Raw genomic sequence first — 15,970 nt, forward strand, 5'->3', positions numbered from 1 at the left:
CATTGACCCTCCCTCCGGCGCGCGGGTGGTGTCAAGTAGGTGGGACGGGCGTCTCATTATGTGAGCCGAGCAGGGGTCGGCTCCGGCCACTGAACACGGGGAGTGCGGCGGCCCCGCCCGGCACCGGGAATTCGCCGCGCGCCAGGGACCGCCGCAGCCGGTACTCGTCGAGCGGGCCGGAGAACGCCATGCCCTGTCCGTGCGTGCACCCCATGGCCCGCAGCGCCAAGACCTGCTCCGGCACGTCGAGCCCGTCGGCCACGGACTGCATGCCGAGATCGCAGGCGATCCGGAGCAACCCCGCGGTGATCTTGTGCAGCCGGGCCGATTCGACGACGCCCTCGACGAGCCCCCTGTCCAGTTTCAGCAGGTCGATGGGGAGTCTGCGCAGCGCGTTGATGGCCGCGTAGCCGCTGCCGAACCCGTCGAGCGCGATCCGTACGCCCAGCCTGCGCAGCCCCACCAGGCGCCGCTCCAGCTCGTCGAAGGAGATCCTTGGGTCGCTGTCGCCCAGCTCGATGATCAGCGCGCCGGAGGGCAGCCCGTGCCGGGCGAGGAGGGCTTCCAGGACGCCGATCGGCAGCGACTTGTCCAGCAGCCGCCGGGCCGACAGACGCACCGATACGGGCGCCGCGAAGCCCGCGCGCCTGCGTTCGGCGGCCAGTTCCACGGCCTCTTCGAGCAGCCAGCGCCCCAGCTCGGCGGCGCGCTCGCTCTCGTCGGCGACCCGCAGGAACTCCGCCGGGGTGAACAGGATGCCCTGGGCCGACCTCCAGCGGGCCTGGGCGGCGACGGCCGCGACCGCGCCGGTGGTGAGGTCGACGACCGGCTGGTGCAGCACGACGAACTCTCCGTCGCTCAAGGCCGTGCGCAGCCGGGCCGCGAGCTCGGACTTGCGGACGACCTCGGCCTGCATCTGCGGGGCGTACAGCTCGACCCGGTTCTTGCCGCCCTTCTTGGCGCGGTACATCGCGAGGTCGGCGTTGCGCAGCAGCTCACCGGCGCCGACGCCCGGGTCGGCGAAGGCGACGCCGATGGAGGCCGCGACCCGGACCTCGTGGCCGTCGATCCGGTAGGGCTGCGACAGGGTCAGGCGCAGCCGGTCGGCGATCTCGCGGACGTGGTACTCGCGGGCCGCCCGGTCGCGGGTACCGTCGCCGAGGATCAGCGCGGCGAACTCGTCGCCGCCGAACCGGGCGGCGGTGTCGCCCGCGCGTACGGATTCGTGGAGGCGGCGGGCGGCCTGGATGAGCAGTTCGTCGCCGGCCTGGTGGCCGATGGTGTCGTTGACCTGTTTGAAGCCGTCGAGGTCGATGAAGAGCACGGCGGTGCCGGGGTCGGTGGTGCGCCGGCCGCCGAGCGCCTTGCGCACCCGCTTGGTGAACAGGGCGCGGTTGGGCAGGTCGGTCAGCGGGTCGTGCTCGGCGTTGTGCTCCAACTGCGCCTGGAGGCGCACGCGTTCGGTCACGTCACGGCTGTTGAGGATGAGCCCGCCCTGATGGCGGTTGACGGTCGACTCCACGTTGAGCCACTCGCCGGTGCCCGACCTGAAGCGGCATTCGATCCGCGTCGTGGGCTCCTCGGCGGGTGGCGCCGCCAGAAACCGGCGCACCTCGTGCACCACCCGGCCGAGGTCCTCGGGGTGGATGAGCGAGGCGAGTTCGGAGCCGACCAGTTCCTCCGCGTCCCGTCCGTAGACCCCGGCGGCGGCCGGGCTGACGTAGCGCAGCATTCCGGTGGGCGCGGCGATCATGATGACGTCGCTCGATCCCTGCACCAGGGAGCGGAAGTGGTTCTCCTTCTGGGCCAGTTCATGGGTGAGCGCGATGTTGTCGAGCAGCATGATCCCCTGGCGGACCACCAGGGCGAGCACCACGGTGCAGCCGGTGAAGACGACCATCCGGTCGACCCTGTGGCCCTCGATGACGTTGTAGAGGATGCCCAGGGTGCAGACGGCGGCCGCGAGGTACGGCGTGAGCGCGGCGAGCGAGCTGGCGAGCGGCCGGGTCGTCGGCAGGGGGTGCGGGCGGCCTCGGCCGGCGGCGGGCCGCGCGCCGGGCGGGGCCGCGGCCGGCCCGCGCGGCGGCGCGGCGGGGAGCCTGCGGGCGCCCCAGGGTGCGTAGGCGAGCAGCAGGGAGCCGGCGAACCATCCCGCATCGAGGAGCTGGCCCGAGCGGTAGTGCTCGCGCAGCAGCGGCGAGGTGAACAAGGCGTCGCACAGCACGGTCAGGGCGAGCGCCGCGATCGCGGTGTTCACCGCGGACCGGTTGGCCGACGAGCGCCGGAAGTGCAGCGCGAGCACCATGCTGACCAGCACGATGTCGAGCAGCGGGTAGGCGAGGGTGAGGGTGGCGTGGGCCACTCCCTCGCCCTCGCCCTCGTGTGCCGTGCGGGCGAGGGCCAGGCTCCAGGACAGGGTGAGCAGGGAACCGCCGATCAGCCAGGAGTCGAGGCCGAGGCAGACCCAGCCCGCCCTGGTGACGGGGCGTTTGGCGAGGACGAGAAGGCCCACGATGGCGGGCGGCGCGAAGCAGAGGAAGAAGAAGTCGGCGGGCGAGGGGGTGGGCACCTGGCGCCGCAGCACCACCTCGTACCAGCCCCAGACGCCGTTGCCGCAGGCGGCCATGGCGGAGGAGAAGGAGAACAGCAGCCAGGCCGGCCGGAAGCTGCTCTCGCTCTCCGCGTCCCGTGCGTACAGGAAGCAGGAGACCGCGGCGATCAGGGCCGCGCAGGCGAGCCCGAAGTCGCCCATGATCAGCGCGAGTTCCTCGGAACCCCAGCCCAGGAATGCGCCGGTGGCATATCCCGCACAGATCAGTGCGAGGACCAGTTGGGAGACCATGCCGGGCCCGCCGCCGGCGATCGGGGGACGGGTCAGAACCGCACCCGGGGCGCTCACCGGACCGCTCCCCGCCACCGGGCCCGCAGCGGGGTCCGGGCCGGAAGGGGCCGGCCGTCGAAATCGCCGGCCCGCGAGCCGTGTTTCCGGGCGCCGTTCGTCGTTGTTCCGCTTATCGCCCCGGCGGTCGCCGCTCCACCGCGGTGCATCGCTGTGCGGTGTGCGCGGCGGGCTTGCCGCAGGCGGCTCCGCCGCGTCGGATCGTTCGTCCATTGGCCGTGCATCGCCCGTCGCCCCCCTCGCAGTGATCGCTCGCCCGCGCCGTAGACGCACGGCGCCGGCCCCCGGTCGGGACGATACACCAGTCTCGTCACTCAGGGACATAGTCCCTATACGCTCAGTGACAGTGCGCAGTCGTGAGGGCACCCGGTGCACCCGAACCGCTGCGGAGCGTTACTGATCCGTCGTCAGAACCACGTTGGCGAGCGGCTCTTGGGCCACGAAGCGGGTGAGCTGAGCGACGAGCAGGCGCTTGGCCCGGGGCAGGAAGGCCGAGCTCGAACCGCCCACGTGGGGGCTGATGAGAACGTTCGGAGCGGTCCACAACGGGTGCCCGGCGGGCAGGGGTTCGGGGTCGGTGACATCCAGTGCCGCGTGCAGGCGTCCGGACTTCAGTTCGGCCAGCAGCGCCTCGGTGTCCACGACCGGCCCGCGCGCGACGTTCACCAGGAGCGCTCCGTCCTTCATCCGGCCCAGGAACGCGGCGTCCACCAGGCCCTTCGTCCGTTCGGTCAGGGGGGTGCAGACGATGACGACGTCCGCCGGCGGGAGCAGTGCGGGCAGATCGGTCCACGCGTGCACGGCACCGCGCTCCGTGGTGCGCGAGGAGCGCGCGACGCGCGCCACCCGCGCGCACTCGAAGGGCGCGAGCCGGTCCTCGACGGCGGCGCCGATCGATCCGTACCCCACGATCAGGACCGACTTGTCGGCGAGGGCGGGATAGAACCCCGCACGCCATTCGTGCCGCTCCTGCCCCCGGACGAACCCCGGGATCCCGCGCAGCGAGGCGAGCACGAGGGCCAGGGTCAGTTCGGCGGTGGACGCCTCGTGGACCCCGCGTGCGTTGCACAGGCGTACGCCGGGCGGCAGCAGGCCGATGCCGGGCTGTACGTGGTCGATGCCGGCGGTCAGCGTCTGCACGACGCGCAGGCCCGTCATGGCGGCCAGGGGGCGCACCGCGGTCTCGGACGGCTTCATGTACGGGACCACGTAGACGGCGCACTCGGCCGGGTCCGCGGGGAAGTCGGGGCCGCCGTCCCAGACCCGGTAGTCCAGGGAGTCGGGAAGGCCGGGGACATCGGCCGGGTCGAAGGGGATCCACACGTCTGCGCTCATGGTCGGGAGGCTATGCGAAGAGCCGCGGAGGCCAGAGGTTAGTTTGGGGAGCGACGAGGGAGGGGATCCGGCCAGGTGGAGCGCAGGACAATCGGGGCGGGGGCTCTGCGGGCGGGCGCGATCGGGCTCGGCTGCATGCCGATGAGCTGGGGCTACACCCGCTCGCAACAGGACCTGGAACGCTCCGTCGCAGCCCTGCACGCCGCCCTGGACACCGGCGCGAATCTGCTGGACACCGCCGACATGTACGGCCCGTTCACCAACGAGCTCCTGATCGGGCGGGTCCTCAAGGAGCGCAGGGGCGAGGCGTTCGTCGCCACCAAGTGCGGGCTCCTGGTGGGCGGTGACCAGCACGTGGTCGCCAACGGCCGCCCCGGGTACGTGCGTCGGGCGTGCGACGCCTCGCTGCGCCGCCTGGGGACCGAGGTCATCGACCTCTATCTGCTGCACCGCGCGGACCCCGAGGTCCCCGTCGAGGAGACCTGGGGCGCGATGGCCGGGCTCGTGACGGCGGGCAAGGTTCGGGCGCTCGGGCTCAGCGCGATGGGCGCGCGGGCGGTGCGGCGCACGACGCCGGTGGCCGGGGTGCACGGGCTGCACGTGGGCCGCTACGAGTCGACGGTGCGGCTGCTCCAGCGCGTGCAGCAGGTCTTCCCGGTCGCGGCCGTGCAGGCGGAGTTGTCCGTCTGGTCGCGTGAGGCCCTCGACGCGCTGCTGCCGTGGTGCACGCCGCGGGGCGTGGCCCTGCTCGCCGCGATGCCGCTGGGCAACGGGTTCCTGACCGGCACGCTCACCCCCGGGCAGGGCTTCGAGCCGGACGACATCCGGGCCCGGCACCCCCGTTTCACGGCGGAGATGATGGCGGCCAACCAGCCCGTGGTGGCGGGCCTGCGCCGGGTCGCCGAGCGGCACGGGGCGACGCCGGGGCAGGTGGCGCTCGCCTGGCTGCTGCGCCTCGGCCCCCAGGTCATTCCCGTTCCCGGCGCCAAGCGCGAGGAGTGGGTGCGCGAGAACGCCCGCGCGGCGGAGCTCTCCCTCACCCCGCGCGACCTGGCGGACCTGGCGGCGCTTCCCGCGGCTCGCGACTGAGCGGGGCGGCCGCACCGGCCCGGACCCGCAGAATGGGGCCAGCGCATCGACCCCGTCGAAGGGAACCACCACCGTGCGACGAACCACCGTGGCCACCGCCCTGGCCGCAGCCGCGCTCGTGCTCGCGGCCGGCTGCTCCTCCGGCTCCCCGCAGCCGCAGGGCCGGGGCGCGGCATCCGGGACGGGGGCGAGCACCCCGGCCGCGACGCCCACCGTCCGACTGCCGCCCGCCAAGGGCTCGGTCAAGGTGGTCAGGACCGTCGCCCAGGACCTGAAGTCGCCCTGGGGCATCGCCGCGCTGCCCGAGGGCGGACTCCTCGTCGGCTCCCGGGACGACGGCTCCGTCCTGCACGTGGACACCACGACCGGCAAGAAGACCGCCGTGGGCAGCGTGCCGGGCGTCGACCACCAGGGCGAGGGCGGTCTGCTGGGGCTCGCCCTCTCCCCCACGTACGGCGCCGACCACCTGGTCTACGCGTACTTCACCACCGAGTCCGACAACCGCATCGCCCGCATGATCTACGACCCGAAGCGGCCCGCGGGCGAGCAGTTGGGGGCGCCCGACACGATCCTGCGCGCGATCCCCAAGGGCGCCGTCCACAACGGAGGGCAGATCGCCTTCGGCCCCGACCGGATGCTCTACGCCGGGACCGGCGAGACCGGTGACCGCGGGCTCGCCCAGGACAACAAGTCGCTCGGCGGGAAGATCCTGCGGATGACGCCCGACGGCCAGCCCGCGTACGGCAATCCGGACGCGGACTCCGTCGTCTACTCCCCCGGGCACCGCAACGTCCAGGGCCTCGCCTGGGACGGCGCGAACCGGCTGTGGGCCTCGGAGTTCGGGCAGGACACCTGGGACGAGCTCAACTTCATCGAGCCCGGCAAGAACTACGGCTGGCCCGTCGTGGAGGGCCAGGGCGGCAAGCCGGGGTACGTCGATCCCGTCGCCCAGTGGAAGACCTCGGAGGCATCGCCCAGCGGGATCGCGTTCAGCGACGGCTCGGTGTGGCTGGCCGCGCTCAAGGGTGAGCGGCTGTGGCGCGTCCCGCTGAACGGCACCAAGGCGCTCGCCGCCCCCGAGGCATTCCTCACCGGGCAGTACGGGCGGCTGCGCACCGTGCTCGCGGCGGGCGCGGGAAAGCTCTGGGTCCTCACCAACAACACCGATTCGCGCGGCACCCCGAAGCCCGGCGACGACCGCATCCTGGAGCTGGACGTCACGTAGGCGGCACGGCCGGGGCCCTGGGGCCCCGGGGGTGCGCGGTCAGGGGACGGGGGTGACCGCCTCCCCGTCCTGGAAGAGGTTGAGCCGGTGGGCGAGGGCCGCCGCCTCACCGCGGCCCGAAACCCCCAGCTTGGCCAGGATGTTGGAGACGTGCACGCTCGCCGTTTTCGGCGCGATGTAGAGCTCCTCGGCGATCTGGCGGTTGCTGTGCCCCGCCGACACCAGGCGCAGGACGTCCTGCTCGCGGCTGGTCAGGCCGAGCGCCTCCACCGGGTCGGCGGGGTCGTCGGGCACCACCGGGTCCGGGGCCGCGAGCGGAACGCGGGCCCGGCGGGCCAGCAGCTCCAGCTGTTCGCGCAGCGGGCGGGCGCCCAGGCGCTCGGCCTCGGTGTGGGCCTGGCGCAGCAAGGAGGCGACGGTCTCGCGGTCGCCGCCCTCGGCGAGGAGGGCCGCGGCCCAGCGGTGGCAGACCACGGCCAGCTCGTAGGGGCGGTCCAGGGGCCTGAGCACCCGGGCGGCTGCCTCCCACGAGCTCGCCGCGTCGCGGCCGTCGGCGCGGTCGAGTTCCGCGGCGACGACGAGGGCGGACGCCTCCCATGCGGGGGACCCGGTCGGGAGCCTCTTGGCCGCCGTGCGGATGAGGTCGAGGGCGGCGGCCCGGCCCGGCCCGGCCGAGGGAAGGCCCCGTACGTCGGCCTCCATCGTGGCGGCCGCGGCCAGCAGCGGCCAGGCGTAGCGCTGGGTGCCGGGCGGGAAGCCGGGCCCGGTGGCGCGGGCGAGCTCGGCGCGGGCCTCGTCGATGCGGCCCTGGGCAGCCGCGCATTCCAGGGCGATCCGGCTGAGCGGGATGGCGTGCTGGGCCATCAGGTCGTCCTTGCCGAACGCGGCGCGCGCGTCGGCGAGGCAGGCCGCGGCCTGCTCCAGCTCGCCCTGCCACAGGGCGACAAGGGCCCGGTGCCTGAGGGCGCCGCCGAGCGGCTTGGTGCTCACCGCGGTGCGCTGGACCCGCTCGATGGAGTCGAGCGCCTCGTCCCAGTGGCCGAGCGTGAGCAGGGACTCGGCGCGGTTGGTCTGCACCCAGGCCTCGTTGTCGAGCAGGCCGTACTGCTGGGTGAGGCGCACCCCGTCGTCGGCGACGCGCACGGCCTGCGCCGAACGGCCGACGGCCTCCAGGCCGGAGGCGAGGTTCACATGACCGCGGGTCGCCTCGCCCACCAGGCCGAGTTCGAGGGAGCGGTCGATGACCGTACGCATCGTGGCGAGCCCCTCCTCGACCGATCCCGAGTCGAGCTGGAGGGTGCCGAGGGTGAGCTTGACGTTGAGCTCGATCTCCTCGGTCCGCACCAACTGGGCGTAGGCGACGGCCTGTTCGGCCTCGGCGAGGGATTCCCCGCCGGGCTTGCGCAGCATGCGCCAGCCGGCCGCGGTGGCGAGCACCTCGGCATGGACGGGCGACGGCGGAAGGCCGCGCACCAGCTCCTGGGCGGTGACGATCTCGGCCCAGCCGTCGCCGCGCCCCAGGCTCTGCACGAGGCGGGACAACTGGATCCAGAACCAGGCCGCGCGCAGCGGGTCGCTCCCCGCGTGCTGGTCGCTCCCGGAGGACCGGTCGCTCTCGGCGTCGATGAGCCGCAGGGCCTTCTTGGCGAACTTCAGCGCGCGTTCGCGGTCGCCGCTGAGCCGGGCCGCCTCGACCGACTCGGCGAGCAGATCGAGATGGCGCAGCGGCGCCGCGCTGTCGGGGGCGCAGCCGCAGGGCGGGTACGAACCCGCGTGGTCCAGCGGCCTGAGCCCGGCGCGAATCTCCTCGGGGACGCCGTCCCACAGCTCCATCGCCCGCAGGAGCAGCCGCAGTTGCTCCGCGTAGGCGTGCCGGCCGCGGGCCTCGACGGAGGCGCGCAGCACCACGGGCAGCGCCTTGGCGGCGTCGTGCGCGCGGTACCAGTAGGTGGCGAGACGGGTGGTCTGTTCGTCGGGCCGCACCAGCGACGTGTCGGCCTCGAGGGCCTCGGCGTAGCGCCGGTTCAGACGGGAGCTCTCGCCGGGCAGCAGGTCGTCGCTGACCGCCTCGCGCATCAGCGAGTGACGGAAGCGGTAGCCGTCGCCGTCCGGCGCGGGGAGCAGGATGTTGGCGCCGACGGCGGCCCGCAGGGCTTCGATGAGCTTGTCCTCGGGGAGCCGGGTGACCGCGGCGAGCAGCGGGTACTCGACGGTGGAGCCGCCCTCGGCGGCGATCCGCACCACCTGCTGGGCGTCCTCGGGCAGACTCTCGACGCGGACCAGCAGGAGGTCGCGCAGCGAGTCGCTCAGGCCGCGGCAGGCGGTGCCCGCCTCCCCGCACACGACGAGTTCCTCGACGAAGAAGGCGTTGCCGTCGGAGCGCTCGAAGATCTCGTCCACCAGGCGCTGTTCGGGTTCGGCGGCGCGGATCCCGGCGAGCTGGTGGCGGACCTCGGCGCGGGTGAAGCGGGGAAGCTCGATGCGGCGCACGCTGCGCAGCCGGTCGAGCTCGGCGAGCAGCGGGCGCAGCGGGTGACGGCGGTGGATGTCGTCGGCGCGGTAGGTGGCGACGACGACGAGACGGCCGCGCCGCAGCGTGCGGAAGAGGTAGGCGAGCAGATGGCGGGTGGAGGTGTCGGCCCAGTGCAGGTCTTCGAGGACGAGGACGACGGTGCGCTCGGCGGCGATCCGCTCCAGCATCCGCACCGTGAGCTCGAAGAGGCGGGCCGTGCCGTCCTCGCGTGCGGGGACGGGGCCCGGCTTGGCCAGCTCGGGCAGGAGCAGGGCGAGCTCCTCCTCCTGGCCATCGGCCGCGGCGGCCAGCTCGTCGGGCAGCTGGCGGCGCAGCGCGCGCAGCGCGGCCGAGAAGGGGGCGAAGGGCAGCCCGTCCGCGCCGACTTCGACGCAGCCGCCGATGGCGATCACGGCGCCGGCCGCACGGGCCGCGTCGGTGAACTCCTCGACGAGGCGGCTCTTGCCGACACCCGCCTCGCCGCCGATGAGCAGCGCCTGAGGCTCTCCCTGGGCCACCGCGGCGCGGGCGAGTGCTTCGTTCAACGTCCGCAGCTCGTCGGCGCGGCCGACGAATACGGGACTGACTGACCTGGTCTCCACGCCGCCGAGCATCGCACAGGCCGCCGACAGCGGGGCGGACGGTCCGTCCCCGGCAGGGGTGACGGCCCCGGAGGAGGTCGGGGCCGCGGCCGGGGACGGCGTCCGGTCGGCGGTGGCGGGACGGATGACGGGACGGCCCGCGGTCGAGGTGACCGGGCGGGCCGTCGCGGGGGTGAAGGGGCGGGCTGCCGTGGAGGTGACGGGGTGGGGCGGGTGGGTGGCCATCGCGGCGGTCCGGACCGTTCAGGCGGCCCGAGCGAACCGGTTCCGCGGTGAATTCACCTGCCCCTTGGGGTCGTTGTCCCCACTGCGGCGTCCTGCGCGGCGCTCGTCCCGGCGTACCTGGCGTACCTGGCGTGCCAGGCGCTCCTGGTCGGCGCGGCGCAGCAGCTCGGCCTGGCGGTTCTTGTAGATCTCGTAGTCGTACATCTCGGTGCTCCTGGGGTGGTGTGTCGAGGTGGTTCGCCGGGCCCGGTGTTCCGGGCTCCTTGCGATGCCTCAACTCTCGTCTCCCAGGGGTCACTCCCACATCGGGCGAGTGCCGCATCTGTACGGGGGTGCCGCCTTAGGCGGTCCGGATGGTGGACCGGAGCCGTCTAAGGCGGGGGCGCGGGCGCCTTAGGCGGGCTCGGCCCGCCCTGGGCACCCGCGAGAGGGCCGGCCGGGTCTCAGCCCTTGGTGCTGGGCAGGGCCGCGAACAGGTCGAAGTACATGCCCGCCGAGATCAGCAGGCCGACGACGCCGAGGACGACCCCGGCCAGGGCGACGGCCTTGACCCATACCGGCTGCTCGGAGCGGCCCGGCGTCCCGAACGCGGGGCGGGCGAGCACGGCGGCGCCGACGATCAGGGCGAGCAGCGCGAAGACGCCGTTGACCAGGGCGGTGGTGTGCCAGGAGTTGCCGTAGATCTCCTGGATCTGCTGGGCCGCGGTGCCGGTCTGGGAGGTCTTGATCTGCCCGACGAGGGTGGCGCGCTCGGACAGGGTCTTTCCCATCCAGGTGCCGCTGAGCGAGACCGCGCCGAGCGCGGCGGCCACCACGGCGGCGGCGCCCGCGCCGAACCCCGCGCGGGCGGGGAGCGCCGGGGCGTCGAACTCGGCGTCGTGGTCGTCGTGGGCGTCGTCGAGCGCGTCCTCGTCCTGGAGGCGCTCCGACCCGCCGGTGTCCGGGGTGCCGGTGGCGCCGGGGGCCGTTTCGGCGGGCGCTCCCCCGGTGGTGGACACGGCCTCGGTGGTGGACGCGCCCTCGGTCTCGGCGTGCGTCGTGGGCTCGGTCTCGGCGTCGGTCTTCGTCGTGGCGGGGGTGGCGTTCATGCCAGCACGCTAGGGGCCGTTTCTGAGAGCCCGCTGAGAGCCTCCTTAACGCGCCGCCCCCGCACGCGCCCTCGCGCCCGCACGCGCCCCGCGGCCCCCGCGCCCCGTCAGCGTCCCGCGCGGGCCGCCCGCCAGTCGGGGGCGAGCACCGCCCAGATCTCGCTGTCGTGGCGCTCGCCGCGGTAGAGGTAGCTCTCGCGGAGCACCCCGTCCCTGGTCATGCCGAGCCGCTTGGCCACGTCGGTGCTCGGGGTGTTCTCCGCGGAGGCCCGCCACTCGATCCGGTGGATGCCGCGTACGTCCACGGCCCAGTCGATGAGGAGGGTGGTCGCGCGGGTGATCAGGCCGCGCCCGACCGCGGCCGGCTCCAGCCAGCAGCCGACCTCACAGGTGCCCTGCGCCGCGTCGAAGGTCCGGAACAGGACCCCGCCGACGAGGGTGCCGTCGAGCCGGATGCCGTACAGCCGCCCGGTGTCCGTGGCCGCCTTGTCCGCGTAGACCTGCAGGTAGGAGCGGGCCGAGGCCGGGTCGGCCACGAACTCGGGCAGGGGGATGTAGGTGCCGATGAACTCGCGGCCCCGGTCCATGTGCGCGAGGAACTCCTCGGCCTGCCACGGCTCCAGCGGACACAGTTCGGCCCCGTCGTCACCCAGCGATCGTGCGAACATCCCCGCTCCTCCACCCGCGTGCGCCCGCCCGGTCACGGCACGGACGGCTCGGCCCGTTCGGCCGCACCGGAATCTTCGCACGGTCGCACGGGCCCGCTCGGCGCCGGCGGGCCTCGGCGGGGTTCCGCCCAGCCCCCGGCGCCCCCGGGGATCAGCCCGAGACGCTGGGGCGGCCGTTCTCGATGTGCCCCATCAGGCGCCTGCGGAACGCGGTGCCGCCGTCCGCGGTCACTTCGAGGTCGTACCAGCCGTGCGCGTCGGCGGCGGAGTGCACCACGGTGCGGCTGCGCCCCGGCTTGACCGTGACGGTCCGCCGCCAGTCACGCAGGTCGGCCTCGTCCGCGTAGCCGAGCGGCCGGACGGTGAAGGTGACCGGCGCCCGGCCGCGGTTGCGCAGCGTCAGATGGACGTCGCGGTCGTGATGGTCGAGATACGTGGTCACCTCTGCGGCGTCCGTGGCCGCGGCGCCCTCGAACTCCCTCCGGAACCCGTTGGGCCCGGTCACCGTGAACTTGTAGGCCCCGTCGGTCCCGGCGGCCGGGGGCACGCTCCAGTGCGCGGTGCCCCGGACGTCCTTGTGCTGCGGCGCGGCGAACTCCTGGGCGTACGGGTAGAGCGCGAAGTGGGCGCTGGCCCGGCCGTTGTTGCTGAGCTGCACCTGGAGCGCACCCCGGGTGACGCGCGCGCAGGCGTCCGGCTGGTACGGCAGCGGCCGGGCGGGCCGGGTGCCCTCCTCCTGTACGGGCATGTGCTGCTCGACGGGCGGCACGGGCTTCCAGCGTCCGCTCAGCGGCGGGATGGGGCCGGGGTGGGTCACGGCGGGCTGCGGCCTGCCTCGGGTGAAGTCGAAGGCAGAGGTCAGATCGCCGGTGACGGTGCGGCGCCACTTGCTGATGTTGGGCTCGCGCACTCCGGTCCGGTGCTCGAGGAAGCGGATCACGGAGGTGTGGTCGAAGACCTCGGAGCAGACGTAGCCTCCGACGCTCCACGGCGACACGACGAGCATCGGCACGCGCGCGCCGAGCCCGGTCGGGTGCCCCTGCCACTGCTCGTCGGTCACCTCGGGCGGGGCGACGGGCGGCGGGACGTGGTCGAAGAAGCCGTCGTTCTCGTCGTAGTTGATGAGGACGACGGTGTGCCGCCAGACGTCCGGGTGCTTGCCGAGTGCGTCGAGCACCTTGTAGACGATGGTGGCGCTGTGCACGGGCGAGGAGACGCTCGGGTGCTCGGAGTCGAGCGCGGAGGGCACCAGGTAGGAGACCTCGGGCAGGGTGCCGGCGGCCACGTCCTTGCCGAAGGCTTCGGCGAGCGTGCCGGTCGGCACGCGCCTCAACGCCCGCTCGAACAGGCTGCGTTCGGCCTTGGTGAGGGTGGCGACGCCCTGGTCGAGCAGGGCGAGCAGCCGCTGCCGCTCGGCGTCGCCGGGAGCGTCCCGCACGGCCCCGTAGAAGGACTCCATGAACGTGTGCCCACCGGTCTTGGCGAGCGCCTTGCGGGCGATCGCCTTGAACGTGGTGAAGAACTCGATCTGGTTGTCGGTGAAGTTCTCCCACTCGGTGTACGTCTTCCAGCTGCGCCCGGCCTTTTCGAGCCGCTCGGCATAGGTGCCCCAGTCGTACCCCGGGTGGGTGCCCTCGTCGTACGCGTCGTTGCCGACGGCCCGCGCGCCGCCCGGCTCGAACCCGGTCTTCCCGCTCCACAGGTGGTTGCGGTTGGGGCTGGTGGAGCTGTGGATGGAGGAGTGGTAGGCGTCGCAGACGGTGAAGGTGTCGGCGAGCTCGTAGTGCAGCGGGATGTCCTGGCGGTCGTAGTACGCCATGGTCGCCGAGGTCTTGGCGGAGACCCAGTTGTTCATCCAGCCGTCGTTCCAGGCACGGGCGCCGCCGCTCCAGGAGTGGTCGAGGGCGCCTATGTACTGGAGGTCCTTGTGCTGGGCTGCCGCGGCACCGCGCACGGGGAAGGGCAGCACGGTGCTGCCGAGCGGGCCGGGCTGCTCGAACACGGTCTTGCCGTCCGGGAGTTGGAGGGCGTTGCGGTCGCCGAAGCCGCGGACGCCGCGCAGGGTGCCGAAGTAGTGGTCGAACGACCGGTTCTCCTGCATGAGGATCACGACGTGCTTGACCGCGCTCATGCCTCCGGCGGGCGGCCCCGCGGCCATCGCCGCCTGCAGCGAGGGCGGCAGCAGCGAGCCGGCGGCGACCGCGCCGAGGGCTCCGCCGCCCAGGGCGAGCAGGCGTCGCCGCGAGATGCCGTCGCTTGCGTTGTCCGTGGTCAAGTTGACCCTCCCGAGCCGTGTGGTGCGTACGGGGTGAACGGTAATGACCCGGGGTGTCCCCCAGAAGGCCCCGCCCCTTCCCCTCGATGAACGTCCAACCCTTCCTTGCGGAAAGTCCAACTCGGTTTTCCGTTGGAGGGTGGGGCTGGCCCTGCGGGCCGGTCGGGGATGGTGGGGTCGATGGGCCCCGCGGGCCGGTCGGGGCTTGTCGCGCAGTTCCCCGCGCCCCCAACCCCCCTTTCGTGTGCGGACCGTGCCCGCGTCCCCGCGCAGTTCCCCGCGCCCCTTACGGGCGCGGCAGAGGCCACCTCAGCCCGTCACGGGGGGGGGTCCCCTGGCCCTTAAGGCCTTGGGGGAAATTGAGGACGAGCGCCCTTAAGGCGCGAACGGGGTCTGGGGCGGAGCCCCAAGGTGTGGACCTCAGCGCGCTCGCACCCCCGGAGGGTCTCGGGAAGGGGCGGGGTGGGGAGGAAAAACGGAGCGGCCCCCGCCGGGCTCGCTGCCGGCGGGGGCCGCCCCTTCGCGGGGTCGCGGAGACCTAGCCCTCCACGCCCAGCTTCGCCAGAATCAGCTGCTTCACACGACCCGCGTCGGCCTGACCACGCGTGGTCTTCATGACCGCACCGACCAGCGCCCCCACCGCCGCGACCTTTCCGCCCCGGATCTTGTCGGCGATCGCCGCGTTGGACGCGATCGCCTCGTCCACGGCGGCGCCCAGCGCCCCCTCGTCGGAGACGACCTTCAGGCCGCGCTTCTCGACGACCGCGTCGGGGTCGCCCTCGCCCGCGAGGACACCCTCGATGACCTGGCGAGCCAGCTTGTCGTTGAGGTCACCGGCCGCGACCAGCGCCACGACCCGCGCGACCTGCGCCGGCGTGACGGGCAGCTCGTCGAGCGCGACGCCCTGCTCGTTGGCGTTGCGGGCGAGCTCGCCCATCCACCACTTGCGGGCACCGGCCGCGTCCGCCCCGGCCGAGATCGTCGCGACGATCGGGTCGACCGCGCCGGCGTTGAGCATCGACTGCATGTCGTGCTCGGTGACGCCCCACTCCTCGCGGAGCCGGTTGCGGCGCACCCGCGGCATCTCGGGCAGCGCGGAGCGCAGCTCCTCGACCCAGGCGCGCGCGGGAGCCACCGGCACCAGGTCCGGCTCGGGGAAGTAGCGGTAGTCCTCGGCGTTGTCCTTGATGCGGCCCGAGGTGGTGGACCCGTCCTCCTCGTGGAAGTGACGGGTCTCCTGCACGATCGTGCCGCCCGTGGACAGCACGGCCGCATGCCGCTGGATCTCGAAGCGGGCGGCCCGCTCCACCGAGCGCAGCGAGTTGACGTTCTTCGTCTCCGACCGGGTGCCGAACTTCTCGGTGCCGTGCGGACGCAGCGACAGGTTCACGTCGCAGCGCATCTGGCCCTTGTCCATGCGGGCCTCGGAGACGTCGAGCGCCTTGATGACCTCGCGCAGCTCGGCCACGTACGCCTTGGCGACCTCGGGGGCCCGCTCGCCCGCGCCCTCGATCGGCTTGGTGACGATCTCGATGAGCGGGATGCCCGCGCGGTTGTAGTCGAGCAGCGAGTGCGAGGCGCCGTGGATACGGCCCGTCGCGCCACCGACGTGCAGCGACTTGCCGGTGTCCTCCTCCATGTGGGCGCGCTCGATCTCCACGCGGAAGATCTCGCCGTCCTCCAGCTGGACGTCCAGATAGCCGTTGAAGGCGATCGGCTCGTCGTACTGCGAGGTCTGGAAGTTCTTCGGCATGTCCGGATAGAAGTAGTTCTTCCGGGCGAAGCGGCACCACTCGGCGATCTCGCAGTTCAGCGCGAGGCCGATCTTGACGGCCGACTCGACGCCGATCGCGTTGACGACCGGGAGCGAGCCGGGCAGGCCGAGACAGGTGGGGCAGGTCTGCGAGTTGGGCTCGGCGCCCAGCTCGGTCGAACAGCCGCAGAACATCTTGGTTTTGGTGCCGAGTTCGACATGGACCTCGAGGCCCATGACGGGGTCGTACGACGCGAGGGCGTCCTCGTACGAGACCAGATCAATGACGGTCACGGTGA

Annotated in this window: 10 protein-coding genes; 2 read left to right on the forward strand and 8 right to left on the reverse strand. The window is 73.2% G+C overall.

Annotation, left to right across the window (positions count from 1 at the left end; all coding sequences use genetic code 11):
• Positions 1 to 31 precede the first annotated feature (31 nt).
• Positions 32 to 2,899 (reverse strand): putative bifunctional diguanylate cyclase/phosphodiesterase, encoded by a 2,868-nt coding sequence (locus tag OG432_RS08350; protein ID WP_328309279.1) that lies wholly within the window; start codon positions 2,897 to 2,899, stop codon positions 32 to 34.
• Positions 2,900 to 3,292: 393 nt separating this feature from the next.
• Complete coding sequence (locus OG432_RS08355; protein ID WP_328309281.1) at positions 3,293 to 4,234, reverse strand: 2-hydroxyacid dehydrogenase; 942 nt, start codon at positions 4,232 to 4,234, stop codon at positions 3,293 to 3,295.
• A gap of 75 nt (positions 4,235 to 4,309) precedes the next feature.
• On the opposite strand from OG432_RS08355, the gene OG432_RS08360 reads away from it, so the two are divergent.
• Together OG432_RS08360 and OG432_RS08365 are read left to right on the forward strand one after the other, a co-directional pair.
• A complete protein-coding gene (locus tag OG432_RS08360; RefSeq protein ID WP_328309283.1) occupies positions 4,310 to 5,323 on the forward strand; it encodes an aldo/keto reductase in 1,014 nt (337 codons plus the stop codon).
• Positions 5,324 to 5,396: 73 nt separating this feature from the next.
• The gene (locus tag OG432_RS08365) at positions 5,397 to 6,548 is read left to right on the forward strand and encodes a PQQ-dependent sugar dehydrogenase (RefSeq protein ID WP_328309285.1); all 1,152 of its coding nucleotides are present in this window, start codon (positions 5,397 to 5,399) and stop codon (positions 6,546 to 6,548) included.
• A 39-nt stretch (positions 6,549 to 6,587) separates the two neighbouring features.
• Here OG432_RS08365 and OG432_RS08370 read toward each other — a convergent pair whose 3' ends face one another.
• The 6 genes from OG432_RS08370 to gatB form a co-directional block, all read right to left on the reverse strand.
• Positions 6,588 to 9,674 (reverse strand): helix-turn-helix transcriptional regulator, encoded by a 3,087-nt coding sequence (locus OG432_RS08370; protein ID WP_328315040.1) that lies wholly within the window; start codon positions 9,672 to 9,674, stop codon positions 6,588 to 6,590.
• A 231-nt stretch (positions 9,675 to 9,905) separates the two neighbouring features.
• Positions 9,906 to 10,091, reverse strand: a complete 186-nt coding sequence (locus OG432_RS08375; RefSeq protein WP_328309287.1) for a hypothetical protein — start codon at positions 10,089 to 10,091, stop codon at positions 9,906 to 9,908.
• Between the two features lie 239 nt (positions 10,092 to 10,330).
• On the reverse strand, positions 10,331 to 10,975 hold the full coding sequence (locus OG432_RS08380) for a hypothetical protein (RefSeq protein ID WP_328309289.1): 645 nt from the start codon (positions 10,973 to 10,975) through the stop codon (positions 10,331 to 10,333).
• 107 nt (positions 10,976 to 11,082) lie between these two features.
• On the reverse strand, positions 11,083 to 11,643 hold the full coding sequence (locus tag OG432_RS08385; RefSeq protein WP_328309291.1) for a GNAT family N-acetyltransferase: 561 nt from the start codon (positions 11,641 to 11,643) through the stop codon (positions 11,083 to 11,085).
• Between the two features lie 151 nt (positions 11,644 to 11,794).
• On the reverse strand, positions 11,795 to 13,891 hold the full coding sequence (locus OG432_RS08390; protein WP_328315041.1) for a phosphocholine-specific phospholipase C: 2,097 nt from the start codon (positions 13,889 to 13,891) through the stop codon (positions 11,795 to 11,797).
• Positions 13,892 to 14,456: 565 nt separating this feature from the next.
• On the reverse strand, positions 14,457 to 15,965 hold the full coding sequence (gatB, locus tag OG432_RS08395; protein ID WP_328309293.1) for an Asp-tRNA(Asn)/Glu-tRNA(Gln) amidotransferase subunit GatB: 1,509 nt from the start codon (positions 15,963 to 15,965) through the stop codon (positions 14,457 to 14,459).
• Between the last annotated feature and the right edge of the window lie 5 nt (positions 15,966 to 15,970).

The organism is Streptomyces sp. NBC_00442, from assembly GCF_036014195.1.
GTDB lineage: Bacteria > Actinomycetota > Actinomycetes > Streptomycetales > Streptomycetaceae > Streptomyces.